Genomic DNA, 16,848 nt, shown 5'->3' with positions numbered 1-16,848 from the left:
GTTGGCGTGCCAGTGGGGTAATGGCAAAAAGGGGCGACGGATCGGCCATAGCGGGTGTTGCGCGGCCGAAAACGTAATCGCATGTTGAGGCTGTAAACAAAAACCGAGGCCCACTTTTACCCGGAATTGCAGTTTGTCTCAGGCCTGCGCTCTTTGCCTGAAGCTTCCCTGCAATCTCGCATTGATCGCTCTTGCCATGCCGATACTTGGCCTTTCCAGCAAGGCATAACTGAAACTGGCCAGCACCAGCGTCGCTACCAGGTAGCTCAGAAAAACCCCCACATTGAATTGGGCTCGCATGTCTGTCGCGTACGCCGCCCACTCCAGAAAAAATGGGTGTATCAGGTACACCGAATAACTGATCGTGCCCAGAAACGTCAGGCTCTTGAGGGTTCTTCGCAGGTACAAGGTCACGACAAGCGCAGAGGCCATACCGATCAAGTAGCTGATCAGATAAGTGAACGGATTTTCCTTATGCCCATGGTCGGTGGTGTAAGCCAGCAGGCATATAGGCACAAGCAAAACCACAAACAATGCGAGCCAGACAGCGACCAATCGGCGAACGTGTGAGTCCGCCACGCCAAAGCTGACGTCGCGCCACAGACTGCCAAAAAACATGATCGACAGACACAACGGCAGCGCTACGGGGATCTTTTTGGCCAGATAGAATCTGCAGATGGCAAAGATCAGCGCCACGGTCAGCAGGCCGATTGCCGCGCCGAATCGCACCCAGGCTTTGCCCAGAAGTCCCACGCTGAATAACGCCGCGCAGGCCACGTAGAAAAACATCTCGATGATCAGCGTCCAGTAAACGCCGAACAGATCCGGTGTTTTCAGAACAGCCTGGAACATCGTCATGTTGATCAATACAGTCGAGAGCGATACAGGCGTCGATAAAAACCAGTCCAAACTCGCAACCGCCAGTGCAATGGAAAACCAGTACGCCGGGTACAACCTGAAAAACCGGGAAACGGCAAAAGTCGCCAGCGCGTGCCGCCCCTCCTTCAGGCTATAGGGAATGACCATCCCGCTGAGCAAGAAGAAGATCACCACGCCCACTTGCCCCAGGTTCACCCAGGTGAAAAAAAACGTGTCCTTGAGCGGAGTTCTTTCAATGAAGTGTGCGACCACCACCAACATTGCAGCGATGCCCCTTAAGGCATCCAGATGCGTCAGTCGACACCGTGGGCTTCCTGCCCCGTTATCAGCGAAAGTTAATGTATTCAATCAACTTGAACTCCCGCTTCGAGTGCTGATGCCTTCGCTCTGCTGATCGCACTCCTGCGCGTCAACCGTGCATCGAGCTGCGCATTGATCTGCCGCCCCAATCCGATCGAGCGTTTCTCTATCAGAAAATAACAAAGTGATGAGAGGACAAGGGTGCCCAGGCAATAAAGAGCAAAAACGGGAAGATTGAAACCGTTTTGCAAACTAACTTTTGAGTCAAAAAACTCCAGAAAAAACGGATGAGTCAAGTAGACCGAATAACTGATCGCCCCGAGAAAGGCGAGTATCCGGTTTTCCAACTTCAATACCGTGGTAGTTAACATGAAGAACAGCAGCGCAGCCCAATAACTGCCGATAAAATTCCAGGCACTTTCTCGCAGCCCTTGATCAACATCGTAGGCCAACAGTGCAATGATCGGAAAGGCGATAACGAATACAGCAATCCAGATGAAACTGTAGCGTTTTGCCTTGGGATCCCGATCAATCTGAAAGTTACGCCACAATCCCCCAAACAACATCAACGACAGCGATGACAAGATTCCGACGGGGGCCGGGAGCGCATAATAATAGCGGCCTGCTGCCCCCGCCAGCGAGAGCATCAGCAACGCTATCGCCAACCAGAAGCGGACTTTGAGATGTCCCAGCAACCCGACCAGGCTCAGTGCAATACACAGTCCATAAAAGACCAACTCGACAAATAAAGTCCAATACACGCCAAACAAGTTGGAGTATCCGATCATCGTTTGAAGCATGGTGACATTCGCCAGCACTCTCGCCCGATCAAGTTCGCCCGAAACAAAAAAAGCAATGGCAACACAGGCCAACACTATTGAAAGCCAATAGGCAGGGTACAGCCTGAAAAATCTTGAAAGTATGAAACGCCTGGTTTTTCCCGGACCGTCCTTGAAACTGAACGGGATCACGAAACCACTGACCATGAAAAAAACCACCACGCCGAACTGACCGGGACGGAAGTAATCGAAAATCGCCCAATTGAACAGCGGTGTTCTTTCAATATAGTGAGAAATGACCACCGCCAATGCTGCCAGAGCTCTGACAGAATCGAGGTAAGTCAAACGATGGGTGCTGACCATTTTGCTTGAAGATTCCTTCTTCAGTGGATGTTGCTCCGTTGAGCGAGTTTCCCGAACTTGTATTCGGAAGAACCCCAAAAAAGCGACGGACGTTTATCCGAGGACTCACTTCATGGCCTCGGTTTTCTGCTTTCTGGTTTTTAGTGCAAGACGCCAACGGATGCCTGGGGTCAATCCTGCGATGAGGATCACAAAGGCTGAGCCAACAAGCCCCCGTTCGCGAAGGTCAATGACTGGTCGGCATTGACCTCAACGCGATGAAACCTGAAAGGTTACCGGGTCGCTTGTCGCACCTGCTTTTCAAGCTCGGTTTTCAACCCCGGTTCAAGTTTGAGTTGGCGCGCCAATTCATCGAGATAGGATTTCTCCATGAAGTTTTCCTCGTCCACCAGCATCACGCTGGCGATGTACATTTCAGCGGCCATTTCCGGCGTGCTGGCAGCGCGAGCGACATCCGTCGGGTCGAGGGGTTTGTTGAGCTCGGCGTGCAGCCAGTGCTGCAGTTCCTGGTCGTTGTCGAGCTTGGTGAATTCACCTTCGATCAGTTGGCGTTCACGATCGTCGATGTGGCCGTCGGCCTTGGCGGCGGCAACCAAGGCTTTGAGAATTGCCTGACTGTGTTGCTCGGCTTGCACCGCTGGGAGGCGATCGAGGGTCTGCGGCTCACGTTGCGGGGTCAGGCCTTTCTGCGCGTTCCAGTTGCCGTAGGCTTTGTAGGCGAGCACACCCAACGCAGCGAGACCACCGTAAACCGCGACTTTGCCACCGACCTTGCGGGCCTTTTTGCTACCGATCAACAAGCCCATGGCACCCGCCGCCAAGGCACCACCGCCCGCGCCGGAGAGCAAGCCACCGAGGCCGCCGGAGCCTGAAGTACCGCCAAGCAAACCGCCCAGACCGCTGGCAGCCGATTTGTTCTGCGCCGCGCCGGCCTTGTTCTGCAACAGATCCTGGCCAGACTTGAGCAATTGATCGAGTAATCCACGGGTGTTCATGTTCCGCCTCCAAACAGGGGTTATCCGGATCTACAAGGCCCTCAGCCTAGATCGAAAGTGCCTCCGCCCGGCGTTCGAGTGTGCTTCCAGATGTTGCTCAACGCCTCTGTGGCAAGGGAACTTGTTCCCGCCGGGCTGCGAAGCAGCCCCACTCTGCATCTAAAAAACAGATATACACTCAGGCCAATCTATAAAAACCGCCCACTGGGTACCCTTCTCATGATGACCCTGCGTCAGATCCGTCACTTCATCGCCGTGGCCGAAACCGGCTCGATCTCCGCCGCTGCGCAAACCGCGTTCATTTCCCAATCGACCCTGACGTTAGCGATCCAGCAACTGGAGGAGGAAATCGGCGTCAGCCTGTTCAGCCGGCACGCCAAGGGCATGACCCTTACACATCAAGGTCATCAATTCCTGCGCCAGGCGCACCTGATTCTGGCCACCGTGGATAACGCCAAGCGCAGCCTGCAACAGAGCACCGATCAGGTCGCCGGACAGTTGATCGTCGGTGTGACCAGTCTGGTCGCCGGTTATTACCTGGCGGATTTGCTCACCCGTTTCCAACGTGCCTATCCCAACGTGGAGATTCGGGTGATGGAAGATGAACGCCCCTACATCGAGCATTTGCTGGTCAGCGGCGAGATAGATGTCGGCGTGCTGATCCTGTCCAACCTTGAAGACCGCCATGCCTTGCAGACGGAAGTGCTGACTCATTCACCGCATCGTTTGTGGCTACCGGCCCAGCATCCGCTGCTGGAACACGACAGCATCAACCTCGCCGACGTCGCCGGCGAGCCGCTGATTCAGCTCAACGTCGACGAGATGGATCGCAATGCCCAACGTCTATGGCGTGGCGCCGGGCTGCAACCCAAGATCACCCTGAGAACCGCGTCCACAGAGGCCGTGCGGAGTCTGGTCGCCGCCGGTTTGGGTGTGTCGATTCAGCCGGACATGACCTATCGCCCATGGTCACTGGAGGGCGACATCATCGAAGCGCGACCAATCGCCGACCTTAACCAGACCCTTGACGTGGGGCTGGCCTGGCGTCGCGGCACCGCGCGGCCGGCACTGGTAGACCCCTTCCTCACCGTCGCCCGCGAACAACCCCACGGCGGACGCAAGCCATCTATTTAATCGAATGCCACCTTCAGTATTTAGAATTTGTCGACCTCGGAGCCGCGCACTAGTCTTGCTGCATCTATAAGACGGTCGGCTCCCGGGTACGGGAGCAACAATGGCCACACAAGAAAAGAGATCGCGGAAAATGGCTGGCGCGCAAACCCCGATGTGTACCGCGTTGTTGATCGACGGCGAACTGGTCGCCGGGCAGGGTTTTGTCGAACCGATCCTCAACCCGGCCACCGGAGAAATCCTTACCCACATCGCCGAGGCCAGCACTGAGCAGGTCGAAGCCGCCATCCTCGCCGCCCATCGCGCCTTCGCCGAATGGTCGCGCACCACACCGCAGCAACGCTCGAACCTGTTGCTCGATATCGCCAACGCCGTTGAAAAACACGCCGACCACCTCGCCCGTCTCGAATCGTTGAACTGCGGCAAGCCGTTGCACCTGGCGCGTCAGGACGATCTGACCGCCACTGTCGATGTGTTTCGCTTCTTCGCCGGCGCCGTGCGCTGCCAGACCGGTCAGCTCAGCGGCGAATACCTGCCGGGCTACACCAGCATGGTGCGCCGTGATCCGATTGGTGTGGTCGCCTCGATTGCGCCGTGGAACTACCCGATCATGATGGCCGCGTGGAAGATCGCCCCGGCCCTCGCCGCCGGCAACACGCTGGTGTTCAAACCGTCCGAACACACGCCGTTGTCGATCCTCGCGCTGGCGCCAGCACTGGCCGAAATCCTGCCGCGTGGAGTGATCAACATCATCTGCGGCGGTGGCGAAGGCGTCGGCAGCCATTTGGTCGGCCACGCGAAGGTGCGCATGGTCTCGCTGACCGGCGATATCGTCACCGGCCAGAAGATCCTGCAGGCTGCGGCGAAGACCCTGAAACGCACGCATCTGGAACTCGGCGGCAAAGCGCCGGTGATTGTCTGCAATGACGCCGACATCCAGTCCGTGGTCGAAGGCGTGCGCACTTACGGCTACTACAACGCCGGCCAGGACTGCACCGCAGCGTGCCGGATCTACGCGCAGGCCGGGATTCACGACAAACTGGTCGCCGAACTCGGCGCCGCCGTCGGTAGCCTGCGTTTCGCCGGCAAACGCGATGCCGACAACGAGATCGGCCCGCTGATCAGCACCCGCCAACGCGACCGCGTTGCCAGCTTCGTCGAGCGCGCCCTCGGTCAGCCGCACATCGAGCGCGTGACCGGTGCGGCGGTGCATTCCGGTGCCGGCTTCTACTATCAACCGACCTTGCTCGCCGGTTGCAAACAGACTGACGAAATTGTCCAGCGCGAAGTGTTCGGCCCGGTGGTCACCGTGACCCGTTTCGACGAGCTTTCGCAGGCTGTCGACTGGGCCAACGATTCGGAATACGGCCTCGCTTCGTCGGTGTGGACGCAGAATCTGGACAAGGCGATGCAGGTCGCCGCCCGCTTGCAGTATGGCTGCACGTGGATCAACAGCCATTTCATGCTGGTCAGCGAAATGCCCCACGGCGGACTGAAACGTTCGGGTTACGGCAAAGACTTGTCCAGCGACTCGCTGCAGGACTACAGCGTGGTGCGACACATCATGGCCCGGCATAGCCGGGAGCTTTAAGCGGCGAGCTACAAGCCGCAAGTTAAAAGCAAATCCGCTGTGTCTTGCAGCTTGGAGCTTGGAGCTTGCGACTACTCTTAACAAAAACCTAATAAACAAAGAGGTGTGTCCCATGTTCGTGCACAAGACCGCACTGTTCAGTGCAATCACCACGGCTTTGCTGGCCAGCGCCAGCCTGCAAGCCGCCGAGCCGCTGAAGGCCGTCGGCGCCGGCGAAGGTCAGCTGGATATCGTGGCGTGGCCGGGTTACATCGAACGTGGCGAAAGCGACAAGGCCTACGACTGGGTGACCGGTTTCGAGCAGGAAACCGGCTGCAAGGTCAACGTGAAGACCGCCGCCACTTCTGACGAAATGGTCAGCCTGATGGCCAAGGGCGGTTACGACCTGGTGACTGCGTCGGGCGATGCGTCGCTGCGGTTGATCGTCGGCAAGCGCGTGCAACCGATCAACACTGCGTTGATCCCGAACTGGAACACCCTCGACCCGCGCCTGAAAGATGCGCCGTGGTACGTGGTCAACAAGCAGACCTACGGCACCCCGTACCAGTGGGGCCCGAACGTGTTGATGTACAACAGCAACGTGTTCAAGACACCGCCGACCAGTTGGAACGTGCTGTTCGACGCGCAGAATTTCCCCGACGGCAAGCCAAACAAGGGCCGTGTGCAGGCGTATGACGGGCCGATCTACATTGCCGACGCGGCGCTGTACCTGAAGACCGCCAAGCCTGAACTGGGGATCAAGGACCCGTATCAACTCACCGAAGATCAGTACAAAGCCGTGCTTGAACTGTTGCGCCAGCAGCAGCCGCTGATCCACCGCTACTGGCATGACACCACGGTGCAGATGAGCGACTTCAAGAACGAAGGCGTGGTGGCGTCCAGCGCCTGGCCGTATCAGGTCAACGGCCTGATCAACGAGAAGCAGCCGATCGCCTCGACCATTCCGAAAGAAGGCGCCACCGGCTGGGCCGACACCACCATGCTGCACGCCGAAGCCAAGCACCCGAACTGCGCCTACAAGTGGATGGACTGGTCGTTGAAACCGAAAGTCCAAGGTGATGTGGCGGCGTGGTTTGGTTCGTTGCCAGCGGTGCCAGCGGCGTGCAAGGAGAGCGAATTGCTCGGCGCTGAAGGTTGCAAGACCAATGGTTTCGACCAGTTCGACAAGATCGCCTTCTGGAAAACCCCACAGGCTGAGGGTGGCAAGTTTGTGCCTTATAGCCGCTGGACTCAGGACTACATCGCGATCATGGGCGGGCGCTAAGCCCGGGAGCACCTCGGTCGAGCTTCCTTTCCCCCTTGGGGGAGAGGGCTGGGGTGAGGGGGTAGCTTTTGACTTTGCTCTTGATTGAAGGGCAATGGCCAATAAAGCCACCCTCACCCCCCGCCCTCTCCCGGAGGGAGAGGGAGCTAAGAGCGGATCGCATCTCGCTCGCCGAATGAGGGCGCTAAAAGCGGATCGCATTTCGCCCGCCGAATGAGGGAGCTAAGAGCGGATCGTATCTCGCCCGCCGAATGAGGGCGCTAAGAGCGGATCGCATCTCGCTCGCCGAATGAGGGTGCTAAAAGCGGATCGCATTCACCGTTAGATGTTTCAGATTTTTCAGAAGTCCAGGCAGGGCCGCTGCGACGGCCCGCGCCTTTTTGGAGCACCGCACCATGACGCTTGCAGTCCAGTTCACCAACGTTTCTCGGCAGTTCGGCGAAGTGAAGGCCGTTGACCGGGTTTCCATCGACATCCAGGACGGCGAGTTCTTTTCCATGCTCGGCCCATCCGGCTCGGGCAAAACCACGTGCCTGCGCCTGATTGCCGGTTTCGAACAACCGAGCGCCGGCTCGATCCGCATCCACGGCGCCGAGGCGGCTGGCCTGCCGCCGTACCAACGTGACGTCAACACCGTATTCCAGGATTACGCGCTGTTCCCGCACATGAACGTACTGGACAACGTCGCCTACGGTTTGAAGGTCAAAGGCGTGAGCAGAACCGAGCGCCATAAACGCGCTGAAGAGGCGTTGGACATGGTCGCCCTCGGCGGTTACGGGGCACGCAAGCCAGTGCAGTTGTCCGGCGGTCAGCGCCAACGTGTCGCCCTCGCCCGCGCGCTGGTCAATCGTCCACGCGTGCTGTTGCTGGATGAACCCCTTGGTGCTCTCGACCTCAAGCTGCGCGAGCAAATGCAAAGCGAACTGAAGAAACTGCAGCGCCAACTCGGCATCACCTTCATCTTCGTCACTCACGACCAGACCGAAGCGCTGTCGATGTCCGATCGCGTCGCGGTATTCAACAAGGGCCGCATCGAACAGGTCGACACTCCGCGCAATCTGTACATGAAACCGACCACCACGTTCGTCGCCGAATTCGTCGGCACCTCGAACGTGATTCGTGGCGACCTGGCACGCCAGCTCAGCGGTCATCCGCAGCCGTTTTCGATCCGCCCGGAGCATGTGCGTTTCGCCGAAGGCCCGCTGGCCGCCCACGAGATCGAAGTCAGCGGCCTGCTCCACGACATCCAGTATCAGGGCAGTGCCACGCGCTATGAGCTGAAGCTGGAAAACGGCCAGACCCTGAGCATCAGCCATGCCAACAATCAGTGGCTCGACAGCAGCGCGCAGCATCAGACCGGCCAGCGCCTCAGCGCACGCTGGGCGCGAGAAGCGATGGTTGCGCTGCACGACACCGTTGCCGGCGAGGTGTGAGATGAGCACGCTCGCGATGACTCAATCGCCGCCCTTTCGCCGGTTTTCCAACCTGCTCTATCGCAAGCCGAACCTGTATTTGTCGCTGCTGCTGGTGCCGCCGTTGCTGTGGTTCGGCGCGATCTACCTCGGTTCGCTGCTGGTGCTGTTGTGGCAGGGTTTCTACACCTTCGACGACTTCACCATGGCGGTCACCCCTGACCTGACGCTGGCCAATTTTGCCGCGCTGTTTCAGCCGTCGAACTTCGACATCATCCTGCGCACGCTGGGCATGGCCATCGTTGTGTCAATCGCCAGCGCCATCGTCGCGTTCCCGATTGCCTACTACATGGCGCGCTATACCACCGGCAAGACCAAGGCGTTTTTCTACATCGCGGTGATGATGCCGATGTGGGCCAGTTACATCGTCAAGGCTTACGCCTGGACGTTGCTGTTGGCCAAGGGCGGCGTGGCGCAGTGGTTCGTGCAGCACCTGGGGCTGGAGCCGGTGTTGCAGTTCATCCTCGGCATTCCCGGCGTGGGCGGCAGCACCTTGTCGACCTCGCATCTGGGGCGGTTCATGGTGTTCGTCTACATCTGGCTGCCGTTCATGATTTTGCCGATTCAGGCGTCGCTGGAGCGCTTGCCGCCATCGCTGTTGCAGGCTTCCGCCGACCTCGGCGCCAAGCCGCGCCAGACGTTCATGCAGGTGATTTTGCCGCTGTCCATTCCCGGGATTGCGGCAGGTTCGATCTTCACTTTTTCGCTGACCCTGGGCGACTTCATCGTGCCGCAATTGGTCGGGCCGCCCGGCTACTTCGTCGGCAGCATGGTCTACGCGCAGCAAGGTGCGATCGGCAACATGCCAATGGCGGCGGCGTTCACGCTGGTGCCGATTGTGTTGATCGCGGTTTACCTGTCTATCGTCAAACGTCTGGGGGCCTTCGATGCGCTCTAATTCAGAAAAGCAGGGGGACAAAGCCTCTCCAGGCCTGAAAATCGCGGCCTGGGGCGGGTTGGTGTTTCTGCACTTCCCGATCCTGATCATCTTCCTCTACGCCTTCAACACCGAAGAGGCCGCGTTCAGTTTTCCGCCGAAGGGCTTCACGTTGCACTGGTTCAGCGTGGCGTTTTCGCGGCCGGACGTTTTGGAGGCGATCAAGCTTTCATTGCAGATCGCAGCCATTGCCACGTTGATTGCGATGGTGCTCGGCACCTTGGCTTCGGCAGCGCTGTACCGCCGGGATTTCTTCGGCAAGCAGGGCATTTCGCTGATGCTGATCCTGCCGATTGCGCTGCCCGGGATCATCACCGGGATTGCCTTGCTGGCGACGTTCAAGACGCTGGGGATCGAGCCGGGGATGTTCACCATCATCGTCGGCCACGCGACCTTCTGCGTGGTGATCGTCTACAACAACGTCATCGCCCGTCTGCGCCGGACTTCGCACAGTTTGATCGAGGCCTCGATGGACCTCGGCGCCGATGGCTGGCAGACCTTCCGCTACATCATCCTGCCGAACCTCGGCTCGGCGTTACTGGCGGGCGGCATGCTGGCGTTCGCGCTGTCGTTCGACGAAATCATCGTCACCACGTTTACCGCCGGGCATGAACGCACGTTGCCGTTATGGCTGCTCAATCAGCTGAGCCGGCCACGGGATGTGCCGGTGACCAACGTCGTCGCCATGCTGGTGATGATGGTGACCATGTTGCCGATCCTCGGCGCGTATTACCTGACGCGCGGTGGCGAGAGCGTCGCCGGCAGTGGCGGTAAATAAACATCCAACAGACACCCAAAATCCCCCTGTGGGAGCGAGCCTGCTCGCGAAGAGGCCGTCACACCCGACATTGATGTCGACTGATACACCGCTTTCGCGAGCAAGCTCGCTCCCATAGGGCTCTCGATTCGGCCAGAACAATAAAAGTGTTAGTGAGGACAAAATCATGCAAACCAGACTCTTGATCAACGGCCAACTGGTCAACGGCGAAGGCCCGGCGCAGGCGGTGCTCAACCCTTCCCTCGGTGAAGTATTGGTGGAAATCAATGAAGCCTCCGAGGCTCAGGTCGATGCCGCCGTACGCGCCGCCGACAGCGCTTTTACCGACTGGTCGAAAACCACGCCGAAAGATCGTTCGCTGCTGCTGCTCAGACTCGCCGACGCCATCGAAGCCCACGGCGAAGAACTGGCGAAACTCGAATCTGCCAACTGCGGCAAACCCTACAGCGCTGCGCTGAATGACGAGATCCCGGCAATCGCCGACGTGTTCCGCTTCTTCGCCGGCGCCAGCCGTTGCATGAGCGGTTCGGCGGCTGGCGAATACCTGCCCGGCCACACCTCAATGATCCGCCGCGACCCGGTGGGCGTGATCGCCTCCATCGCACCGTGGAACTACCCGCTGATGATGGTCGCCTGGAAAATCGCCCCGGCCCTCGCTGCCGGTAATACTGTGGTGCTCAAGCCGTCGGAACAAACCCCGCTGACCGCGTTGCGTCTGGCCGAACTGGCGTCGGACATCTTCCCGGCCGGTGTGCTCAATCTGGTGTTCGGTCGTGGTCCTACCGTGGGCAGTCCGCTGGTCACGCATCCGAAAGTGCGCATGGTCTCGCTGACCGGTTCGATCGCCACCGGTTCGAACATCATTTCCAGCACCGCCGACAGCGTCAAACGCATGCACATGGAACTGGGCGGCAAGGCGCCAGTGATCATCTTCGATGACGCCGACATCGACGCTGCGGTTGAAGGCATCCGTACCTTTGGTTTCTACAACGCCGGGCAGGATTGCACCGCTGCGTGCCGGATCTACGCACAGCAAGGCATCTACGAACAGTTCGTCGAGAAGCTCGGCGCAGCGGTCAGCAGCATCAAATACGGCTTACAGGATGATCCCTCCACCGAGCTGGGACCGCTGATCACTGCGCAGCATCGCGACCGCGTCGCCGGGTTTGTCGAACGTGCCGTGGCGCAGCCGCACATCCGTTTGATCACCGGTGGCAAGGCTGTTGAGGGCAACGGTTTCTTCTTCGAACCGACGGTGCTGGCCGACGCGCAACAGGATGACGAAATCGTCCGCCGCGAAGTGTTCGGGCCGGTGGTCTCGGTGACCAAATTCACCGATGAAGCTCAGGCGCTGGAATGGGCCAACGATTCGGACTACGGCCTCGCCTCCTCGGTGTGGACGGCGGATGTTGGACGCGCACATCGCTTGTCCGCCCGTTTGCAGTACGGCTGCACCTGGGTCAACACGCACTTCATGCTGGTCAGCGAAATGCCCCATGGCGGTCAGAAATTGTCCGGCTACGGCAAGGACATGTCCATGTATGGGCTAGAGGACTACACCACGGTTCGGCATGTGATGTTCAAGCACTAAAAGCATCGCCAGCAGGCTGGCTCCTACAGGGATCGCATTCCAAATTGTAGGAGTGAGCCTGCTCGCGATGGCGTCACCCCGGCTTCAAGGCAGAAACCGGCTCTGCGCACCACCAGGATTCAACACCTGACAATAACTACCGACCCGGGCGGCGCCCACCAAGCCCCGCCACGGCCTCGGCCATCCGAAATCTGCCGATTTCACGGAGCAAACACACATGAGTGCCTCACCCGATCTCGCCGCCGTTGCCGACAGCGATGCCGAACAACTGCGCCAGCTGGGCTACACCTCGAACTTCAACCGCAGCATGAGCCTGTGGGAAAACTTCGCTTTGGGCTTCACTTATCTGTCACCGGTTGTAGGGGTTTATACCCTGTTCGGCCTGTGCCTCGCCGCCGGCGGCCCACCGATGTTCTGGGCTTACTTGCTGGTCGGTTGCGGCCAGTTGCTGGTGTGCCTGATCTTCGGCGAAGTGGTTTCGCAGTTCCCGATTTCCGGTGGCGTTTACCCTTGGGCGCGCCGTTTAGTGGGCAAGAAATGGGCGTGGATGGTCGGCTGGATCTACTCCATAGCCCTGTGCGTGACAATCGCTGCAGTCGCCGTCGGTGCCGGCCCATACCTGGCGGCAATGATGGGTTTTGAGCCGAGCAACAACACCAACATCATCATCGCCCTGGTGCTGACCCTGTTCGCCACGCTGGTCAACCTGAGCGGCACCAAAGTACTGGCGCGGATCGCCATGTTCGGCTTCCTCTGCGAACTGGTCGGCGCAGTGATCGTCGGCGTTTACCTGCTGATCTTCGAACGTCACCAACCGTTGAGCGTGCTGTTCAACACCTTCGACATCAGCGTCGACGGCTCGTACCTGCCAGCATTTCTCACCGCCTCGCTGGCGGGGATGTTCCTGTACTACGGCTTCGAGGCCTGTGGCGACGTCGCCGAAGAAACCCCGAACCCCAGCGCAAAAATCCCGGTGGCCATGCGCATGACCATCTACATCGGCGGCATCGCGGCGATGTTCGCCTGCCTCGCGCTGATCCTCGCCGTGCCAGACATGCAAGCGGTGATCAACGGCACCGACAAGGACCCGGTCACCACCATCCTCAACAACGCCTTCGGCCCAATCGGTTCGAAAGTGGTGATGGGCGTGGTGATGATTTCCTTCATCTCCTGCGTCATCAGCCTGCAGGCCGCCGCGAGTCGTCTGCTGTACTCCTACGCTCGCGACGAAATGGTCATCGGCAGCCGCCTGCTGAAGAAGATTTCTCCTACGACTCAAGTGCCGGTTGCCGCACTGTTCGTGTCCGGCGTCTTGCCCGCCCTGATCATCGCCCTCGGCTTCTTCCTGCAAGACGCTGTGGCCACCATCGTCAGCTTCGCCGCCATCGGCATCTACCTCGCGTTCCAGATGATCGTCCTGGCCGCGCTGTACGCCCGCAGCAAAGGCTGGAAACCGAGCGGCAAATTCACCCTCGGCGCCTGGGGCTGGCCGGTGAACATCGGCGCGCTGGTGTACGGCGTCGGCGCAATCATCAACATGGCCTGGCCACGTACGCCGGATGCGGCGTGGTACGTGAACTATGCGATGGTGCTGAGCACCGCGATCGTGATTGGCTTGGGCTTGGTTTACATGTGGATTGGCAAGCCGTATGACCATGGGAAGGCGCCGGCTGGGGATGCTTGGAAGGTGGGTCGCTAGAGAGAAATAACCTGCCCGCAGTAATGCGGGCACGGTTTGTGATGCTAGATCAGTTGAGGCTTTGAAAGGGTTTCGAACTCATCGATCAATAAGTGAATTTCAGTGCTTGGGTTGTGTTCGCCACTGAGGGCGACATCCTCAATAACTTTGGGGGCCAGCGCTCTTGCCTGCTGAAATGGCTTTCCGAGTAGTTGAGCGAAGTAGCTGACGTCTTTGCCTTTCTGATAGTCAGCCATGCTGGGTTTTGCTCTGAGGCTCTTGGTCACCAAATCAGCCGGAGAGTTTTTTCCGACTGTGCTGAACGGTTTGCGACTGTAGCCAAAGTGCAGTAGTAGCCAAAACTCGAAGCACGGATAAGATGCGATGACTTGGATTTTTGGATAAGACTTCGCTGCATTCAACGCTCGCTCGAAGCACACGTGGGTGTCTCGATCCAAAACACAGAACACCTTATCGAAGCTTTTTTGCCTTACGACTGCTCGCTCAACAATGCCGCTTGGATGTGTAACACCGCAGTGGACGATCTCAACCTGAGCCTTGGCCCGAAAGTAAAACGCGGCTTCCTCCAGATAACGTTTCCCTGACTTACTGTCTTCACACAACACCAGCACCTTAGGCTGCGGTTTGAAGCGGGGAGCCTTGCGATCAAACGATTTGAACGAACTCACTACCCTCACCCCCGCCTTATCAGCGGCAGCCCGCGATAACGCCCTTCGAAGTAACGTTTCTCGACATCCTCGCTTTCCCGGCCTCCAAAATCGTGTACGGAAAACAGGCTCGTGGCGCCATGCGCATCACGCTCTGTAATCCAGAACTGGTCACGCCGCAGAATCTTTTCATTCATCAGATGGGTATCGTGTGTCGTGAAAATCAGTTGGGTATCCAAGCCACTGTCCAGATGCTTTGCGATCAAGTCAGCGACGATTTCGGGATGAAGACTGCTATTCAGTTCGTCGACACAGAGGATCCCACTGCCACCGGCCTGATTCATCATGAACCAGGGCAACCAGAAACCAATCAGGTTCTTGGTTCCGCAAGACTCCTCCGAGAAGTCGAACTGCGCATCGCCTGAAATGCTGGAGTGCGTGAGGGTCAGTTTGTCCTTTTGAGCCGCCGCGAAGAACTCCTTCAAGGTCAGTTTTCTGTTGCTCAAGTCTGCAGAGGCGTCATCCGGATCGAGCTGTATCGCAGACACAGGAATATCCAGCGCACTGAGAAAATCGCGCAGGTTGCTCGTATGATTTTTGACCATTTGCAGAAAGCGAATCGAGGCTGTGGATAAGCCAAGCATGTTGTTCTGTTCTATGACTAGCAGTCCGGTTTGAAACCAATTAAATGGAGTGCGCAGTTGACTCAACTCTTCGCTGCTATGAGTAACGGCTTGTGCAATAAACAGCATCGTCGGACTGGTCAATCGGCGCCAGGCGCAATGCACTTCCTTGCCGCCCTCAAGGGTTTTACCAAACAGGTAATGCTCACCTTCAGCATCAAACCGGCGGTCATAAAGCAGTGTTTCCTTACCTTTCGGGTAAGCAGTCAGTTGTTCCTGAACAATCCTCTGTGCGGTCAACCCGAGGACAAACCGATAGCGCAGTCCGCCCTGAATAAAGTCGTACTCAAAGACACTGGGCGCATCGCTCAGAGTGCAATCAAATCGAAAAGGTGAAACGGGCAGTGCTTCGTCATTTGAACCATGAGGTGTCGCTAGCAAGCGTCCGACGATGCCCATTGCGCGGATCAGTGAAGACTTTCCGGAGGCGTTCGGACCGTAAATAGCTGCAACCTTCAACAGCTCCGGAAGCTTTTCTGCGCTCGTGGAGGCTTTGAACGTATTGCGCGTTTTGCTCAGACGAGGGCTAGCCGCCATGGACAGGGTTTGCCTGTCCCGAAATGAGCGGTAATTGGATACCGAGAATTCGATCAACATGGAGAAAACCTGCAGTTCATTGCTTGGGTTTTCATGAATAAACGAAAAAACAGGCTTCAGATGCAGACAGACTGCAGCGAGTGCAAAAACAGGCATTTCCTACAGATATAGCCTTCCTGAAAAAAACCCGTTTCCTACAGTTTTTGTCGATAGAGCAGACTTGGCGCGTAGAACACACTGCAGATAGTCTTCTTTCCGGCTGTGAAATCAGCAGCCCGGTGTCGAAGCCGGAACAAAATCAACATGGCGCAACCGCGCTCATTTGAGTGGCGGCTCTATTCTCAATATTGGAGTCGACAAATGCCTAAACACATCAAAAACACCTCTGAAAACTTTCCTTACTTCACCCCCACCATCTTCACCCGCCACAACCGCTTCCTCCACGCCTTCATGCAAAACCACGAAACCTGGTTCTACGTGCAAGATCTCGGTCGCTTGATGAGTTACCCCCTGAACGAACGCCTCACCCTGAAACTCGATCCCGACCAACGTCGCAATGTGCTCCTGCGCAAGGACGGCGAAATCGTCGATTGCGCGATGGTCAGCGAGTCCGGCCTGTTTGCCCTGCTCGTCCATCACTTCGTCCCGGAAAACTGTCACCTGCGCCAATGGCTGAGCCATGAAGTCATCCCGATGCTGCGCGAAACCCAATCAAGCCCTGTGGAAAACCACCCGAGCCTGAGCTCAATGCATTGGGCAGGCGTCACGGTGCCGTTGCTGCACTGGCAACAGCAAGCGTGGGTCAAATCGCGGGATGTGCCGGAGTTGATGCACGGCCAGCGGCCGTATCCAGTACTGGGAACGTGTAGCTGATCCAAATAAAAAAGGGGCGGACCTTTCAGTCCGCCCCTTTTTATTTCCACTCAAAACCGCGAAACACTCCGCATCGCATCCACCAGATAGCGCATCGCAATCCGGTCCCCTTCTGATAGCTCTCGATAACGCTCCACCAGTTTCAGTTCGTCGGAGCTCAACCGACGTCTTTTGCGGCCGCTGCCGAGGCAGGGAAAGATGCCCAACATTTCGGTGATGCCTTGTATTTTTGCCATGGACGATGTCCTTCTCTAATACGTCAAAGAACTGCTAAACCACCACATCGCCCTGCCCCTTACAGCAGTGTCGTGTGCCTCACCGGTTCTTCT

The 16,848-nt window shown here is 57.9% G+C and carries 15 protein-coding genes; 9 read left to right on the top strand and 6 right to left on the bottom strand.

Annotated elements, in window-relative coordinates:
• Positions 1-138 precede the first annotated feature (138 nt).
• The 3 genes from ACXX9E_RS11000 to ACXX9E_RS10990 all read right to left on the bottom strand — a co-directional run bounded on the left by ACXX9E_RS11000 (position 139) and on the right by ACXX9E_RS10990 (position 3,316).
• Positions 139-1,227: an acyltransferase family protein gene (locus tag ACXX9E_RS11000; protein WP_458555425.1), complete on the bottom strand. Its 1,089-nt coding sequence runs from the start codon at positions 1,225-1,227 to the stop codon at positions 139-141.
• Positions 1,224-2,321, bottom strand: a complete 1,098-nt coding sequence (locus ACXX9E_RS10995) for an acyltransferase family protein (RefSeq protein ID WP_458555424.1) — start codon at positions 2,319-2,321, stop codon at positions 1,224-1,226. Before ACXX9E_RS10995 ends, ACXX9E_RS11000 begins: the two co-directional genes overlap by 4 nt.
• 272 nt (positions 2,322-2,593) lie before the next feature.
• Entirely contained in the window at positions 2,594-3,316 is a 723-nt protein-coding gene (locus tag ACXX9E_RS10990) for a tellurite resistance TerB family protein (RefSeq protein WP_458555423.1), read from the bottom strand.
• 219 nt (positions 3,317-3,535) lie between these two features.
• Between ACXX9E_RS10990 and ACXX9E_RS10985 the strand changes: the two genes are divergently transcribed.
• The 8 genes from ACXX9E_RS10985 (at position 3,536) to ACXX9E_RS10950 (ending at position 13,779) form a co-directional block, all read left to right on the top strand.
• Positions 3,536-4,450, top strand: coding sequence for a LysR family transcriptional regulator (locus tag ACXX9E_RS10985; RefSeq protein WP_123464995.1), 915 nt, complete (start codon positions 3,536-3,538; stop codon positions 4,448-4,450).
• Between the two features lie 100 nt (positions 4,451-4,550).
• A complete protein-coding gene (locus ACXX9E_RS10980; protein ID WP_447808720.1) occupies positions 4,551-6,038 on the top strand; it encodes a gamma-aminobutyraldehyde dehydrogenase in 1,488 nt (495 codons plus the stop codon).
• Between the two features lie 112 nt (positions 6,039-6,150).
• Positions 6,151-7,302: a putative ABC transporter substrate-binding protein YdcS gene (gene ydcS / locus ACXX9E_RS10975; RefSeq protein ID WP_186745068.1), complete on the top strand. Its 1,152-nt coding sequence runs from the start codon at positions 6,151-6,153 to the stop codon at positions 7,300-7,302.
• 395 nt (positions 7,303-7,697) lie between these two features.
• Positions 7,698-8,735, top strand: coding sequence for an ABC transporter ATP-binding protein (locus tag ACXX9E_RS10970; RefSeq protein WP_123464989.1), 1,038 nt, complete (start codon positions 7,698-7,700; stop codon positions 8,733-8,735).
• A gap of 1 nt (position 8,736) precedes the next feature.
• Entirely contained in the window at positions 8,737-9,672 is a 936-nt protein-coding gene (locus ACXX9E_RS10965; protein ID WP_458555422.1) for an ABC transporter permease, read from the top strand.
• A complete protein-coding gene (locus ACXX9E_RS10960) occupies positions 9,662-10,489 on the top strand; it encodes an ABC transporter permease (protein WP_186745063.1) in 828 nt (275 codons plus the stop codon). The genes ACXX9E_RS10965 and ACXX9E_RS10960 overlap by 11 nt, the downstream gene beginning before the upstream one ends.
• 166 nt (positions 10,490-10,655) lie before the next feature.
• Entirely contained in the window at positions 10,656-12,080 is a 1,425-nt protein-coding gene (locus ACXX9E_RS10955; RefSeq protein ID WP_447808718.1) for a gamma-aminobutyraldehyde dehydrogenase, read from the top strand.
• Positions 12,081-12,297: 217 nt separating this feature from the next.
• The gene (locus ACXX9E_RS10950; RefSeq protein ID WP_458555421.1) at positions 12,298-13,779 is read left to right on the top strand and encodes an APC family permease; all 1,482 of its coding nucleotides are present in this window, start codon (positions 12,298-12,300) and stop codon (positions 13,777-13,779) included.
• A gap of 44 nt (positions 13,780-13,823) precedes the next feature.
• Here the strand turns inward: ACXX9E_RS10950 and ACXX9E_RS10945 are convergent, their stop codons facing one another.
• Positions 13,824-14,456 carry an RloB family protein gene (locus ACXX9E_RS10945; RefSeq protein WP_458555420.1) on the bottom strand — a complete coding sequence of 211 codons (633 nt, stop codon included), beginning with the start codon at positions 14,454-14,456 and terminating at the stop codon, positions 13,824-13,826.
• Positions 14,453-15,706 carry an AAA family ATPase gene (locus ACXX9E_RS10940; RefSeq protein WP_123465986.1) on the bottom strand — a complete coding sequence of 418 codons (1,254 nt, stop codon included), beginning with the start codon at positions 15,704-15,706 and terminating at the stop codon, positions 14,453-14,455. The genes ACXX9E_RS10945 and ACXX9E_RS10940 overlap by 4 nt, the downstream gene beginning before the upstream one ends.
• 300 nt (positions 15,707-16,006) lie before the next feature.
• Here ACXX9E_RS10940 and ACXX9E_RS10935 point away from each other — a divergent pair, with 300 nt between their 5' ends.
• Positions 16,007-16,519, top strand: coding sequence for a BRO-N domain-containing protein (locus ACXX9E_RS10935; protein WP_458555419.1), 513 nt, complete (start codon positions 16,007-16,009; stop codon positions 16,517-16,519).
• 50 nt (positions 16,520-16,569) lie between these two features.
• Here the strand turns inward: ACXX9E_RS10935 and ACXX9E_RS10930 are convergent, their stop codons facing one another.
• Positions 16,570-16,755: a hypothetical protein gene (locus ACXX9E_RS10930; RefSeq protein ID WP_123464975.1), complete on the bottom strand. Its 186-nt coding sequence runs from the start codon at positions 16,753-16,755 to the stop codon at positions 16,570-16,572.
• Positions 16,756-16,848: the final 93 nt, after the last annotated feature.

This window comes from Pseudomonas sp. GNP014, assembly GCF_054344005.1.
This window is presented reverse-complemented; position numbering and strand designations above follow the sequence as displayed.